The 3,517-nt window shown below is 34.9% G+C and carries 2 protein-coding genes; both read left to right on the forward strand.

Annotation, left to right across the window (positions count from 1 at the left end; all coding sequences use genetic code 11):
* Positions 1-2,267, forward strand: a 2,267-nt coding sequence (topA, locus tag DIU01_RS00805) for a type I DNA topoisomerase (protein WP_290831368.1), incomplete at its 5' end; no start/stop codon positions are given.
* A gap of 3 nt (positions 2,268-2,270) precedes the next feature.
* On the forward strand, positions 2,271-3,422 hold the full coding sequence (locus DIU01_RS00810; RefSeq protein WP_290831369.1) for a formimidoylglutamase: 1,152 nt from the start codon (positions 2,271-2,273) through the stop codon (positions 3,420-3,422).
* Positions 3,423-3,517 lie beyond the last annotated feature (95 nt).

The following is a 3,517-nucleotide window of genomic DNA, read 5'->3' on the forward strand; positions in this document are numbered from 1 at the left end:
ACCGCGAAGGAGAAGCAATTTCTTGGCATTTATCAGAAGAATTAAATTTGGATAAAAACAAAACCAAAAGAATTGTTTTTCACGAAATTACCAAAACTGCTATTCTAAAAGCAATCGAAAATCCAAGAGAAATAGATTACAATTTAGTAAACGCTCAACAAGCACGTAGAGTTTTAGATAGATTGGTAGGATACGAATTGTCACCAGTTTTATGGAGAAAAATCAAAGGCGGACTTTCTGCAGGTCGTGTTCAATCGGTTTCTGTACGATTAATTGTAGAACGCGAACGCGAAATTCAAAACTTTAAAGCAATTGCAAGTTATTCTGTTGTTGCCGAGTTTGTGAACGAAGCAGGTAGAGCTTTCAAAGCCAAACTTCCAAAGAATTTTAATACGAAAAAAGAAGCCGAAGATTTTTTAGCTAAAAATATAGGTTCTAATTATAAGGTAGCCGATTTAGAAACTAAACCTACCAAAAAAATGCCTGCTGGACCATTTACAACGTCAACTTTACAACAAGAAGCAGCACGTAAATTGTATCTTCCAGTTGGAATTACAATGCAATTGGCGCAACGTTTATACGAAGCCGGACTTATAACTTATATGAGAACGGATTCTGTTAACCTTTCAAAAGATGCAATGGATGCAGCGCAAGCTGAAATTATTCACTCGTACGGAAAAGAATATTCTAAGCCAAGAACATTTACCAATAAAAGCAAAGGTGCACAGGAAGCACACGAAGCAATTCGTCCTACAGATATGTCGCGTCACACAGTAAATATTGATAGAGATCAAGCTCGTTTGTACGATTTAATTTGGAAAAGAACGTTAGCTTCTCAAATGGCCGATGCCGAATTGGAACGCACCAATGTGAAGATCGAAGCCAACAATCATCAAGAAGTTTTTACAGCATCAGGAGAAGTTATCAAGTTTGAAGGTTTCCTAAAAGTGTATTTAGAAGGAAATGACGACGACGACGACGAGCAAGAAGGAATGTTACCAGCAATGAAAGTCAACGAAAAGTTGATTAATAATTACATCACGGCAACCGAAAGATATTCCCGTCCGCCAAGTCGTTATACAGAAGCTGCGTTGGTAAAAAAATTAGAAGAACTAGGAATTGGTCGTCCGTCAACGTATGCACCAACTATTTCTACTATCATCAACAGAAGTTATGTAGAAAAAGGAACTTTGGAGGGTCAAGAAAGAAAATACACTCAATTGACCTTGCAAGCTGGTAAAGTTTCTGATACAATATTAAAAGAAAACACGGGTTCAGATAAAGGAAAATTGGTTCCAACGGATATCGGAAATATCGTAACCGATTTCTTGGTTAAGAATTTCGACGCGATTTTAGATTATAATTTCACTGCTAAAGTCGAACAAGATTTTGACGAAATCGCAGAAGGAAACATCAATTGGACCAAAATGATGCAGGAGTTTTACGATAAATTCCATCCAAATGTAAAAGATGTTGAAGCCAATGCTGATAGAGAAAGTGGTGAACGTATTTTAGGAAAACATCCAGAATCGGGTAAAACAGTTTTGGTTCGTTTGGGTAAATTTGGTGCGATGGCTCAAATTGGTGATAGTGAAGACGAAGAAAAGAAATTCGCAAGTTTACGTCCAGAACAAAACATCGGAACAATTACTTTAGAAGAAGCATTAAATTTATTTTTACTTCCAAAAGCTTTAGGAACTTATAAAGGAGAAGAAGTTGAGGTAAGTTTAGGTCGTTTTGGACCATTTATCCGTTTCGGAAAAGTATTTGTTTCACTTCCAAAAGGTGAAGAGCCATTGGATGTAGATTTAGAAAGAGCCAAAGTTTTAATCGATGAAAAAACCGAAGCCGATGCGCCAATAGCAGTTTACAAAGGCGAAGCTGTTCAAAAAGGGACAGGACGTTTTGGACCGTTCATTAAATGGAACGGAATTTTCATCAATGTTTCCAAGAAATACAATTTTGATAATTTATCTCAAAACGACATCGAAGAGTTAATTGAAGATAAAATTCAAAAAAACATTGATAAAGTAATCCACAATTGGGAAGCGGAAGGGATTTTGGTTCAAAAAGCACGTTGGGGAAGAAGTGAAATTACAAAAGGTAAAATCAAAATTGAATTGAGTAAAGACGTTGATGCAACGAAGTTAACATTAGCCGAAGTTCAAGAAATGATTGAAAAGAAAGCTCCAGCGAAGAAAACAGCTGCTAAAAAAGCACCAGCTAAAAAACCTGCTGCCAAAAAAACAACTACAAAAAAGAAATAATACATGGAATTCGATTTTCTTGCACCATTAGAAACCGATTTAATTATAGATTTAAAACAAATGTCGTCACAGCATTTGTCCAGTAAAATTGTGTTTCATACTAGTGAGGATTTTCCGGATATCAGCAAAATCAACATTGCAATAATTGGAGTTCCAGAAAATAGAGGAGCAGAAAATACTACAAAAGAAGTCGATTTGTCTCACATTAGAAGACAATTATATGGTTTGTTTCCTGGAAATTGGAGTAAAACCATTGCTGATTTAGGAGATATTTTACCTGGGAACTCAACCGACGACACTTATTTTGCAGTTCAAAAAATAGTTTCTAGATTGCTTAAAAACAAAGTGATACCTATTATTATTGGTGGGTCTCAAGATTTAACTTATGCGCTTTATCGTGGTTATGACGATTTAGAGCAAATGGTAAACATGGTGTCGATAGACACAAAATTCGATTTTGGAAAGCAAGATGGAACTATTTCTTCCGAATCTTACTTGACAAAAATCATCGTTGAAGAGCCAAACAACCTTTTTAACTACAGCAATATCGGTTTTCAAACCTATTTTAACTCTCAAGAAGAGATCGATTTAATCGAAAAATTATTTTTTGATGCATTTCGTCTTGGAGAAGTGTGCAGTAATATATCGATTTCGGAACCTGTTTTTAGAGATGCCGACTTGGTAAGTGTAGATTTAACATCTGTAAAGTCATCAGATTCAGGAAATTTCACTACCTTTCAACCCAACGGATTTAATGGAAAAGAGATTTGTTCTTTGTCAAGATATGCTGGTATTAGCGATAAGGTTTCATCATTAGGAATCTTTAATCACAACGGTACTAAACAAGAAGCAATGTTGGTTGCACAGATAATCTGGTATTTTATTGAAGGTGTACATTACCGTTCTAACGAATACCCATTTGGAAGCAGAGAGCATTATATTAAATACACGGTTCCATTTGAAAGTGAAGACATCGTTTTTTATAGAAGTAACAAAACAGAACGCTGGTGGATTGAGATTCCATTTTTTTTAAATTCTCACAATAAACTAAAAAAGAATACGTTATTACCCTGTTCGCATGAAGATTATCTTGCTGCTTGCAATCAAGAATTTCCAGAGAGATGGTGGAAAGCACAACGTAAAAGTATAGTGTAAACATTAGTGATAAAAAATCTTATAAAATCCAATAACATTAAATTTGTAAGAAATTTATCATAAATATTTAAATTAATAGTAAATTAACGAGTTTT

The organism is Flavobacterium sp. (assembly GCF_003525665.1).
GTDB lineage: Bacteria > Bacteroidota > Bacteroidia > Flavobacteriales > Flavobacteriaceae > Flavobacterium.

Excerpts from the sequence above, each read along its gene's own strand:
- DIU01_RS00810 (WP_290831369.1), top strand. The coding sequence starts at position 2,271 with ATGGAATTCGATTTTCTTGCACCATTAGAAACCGATTTAATTATAGAT.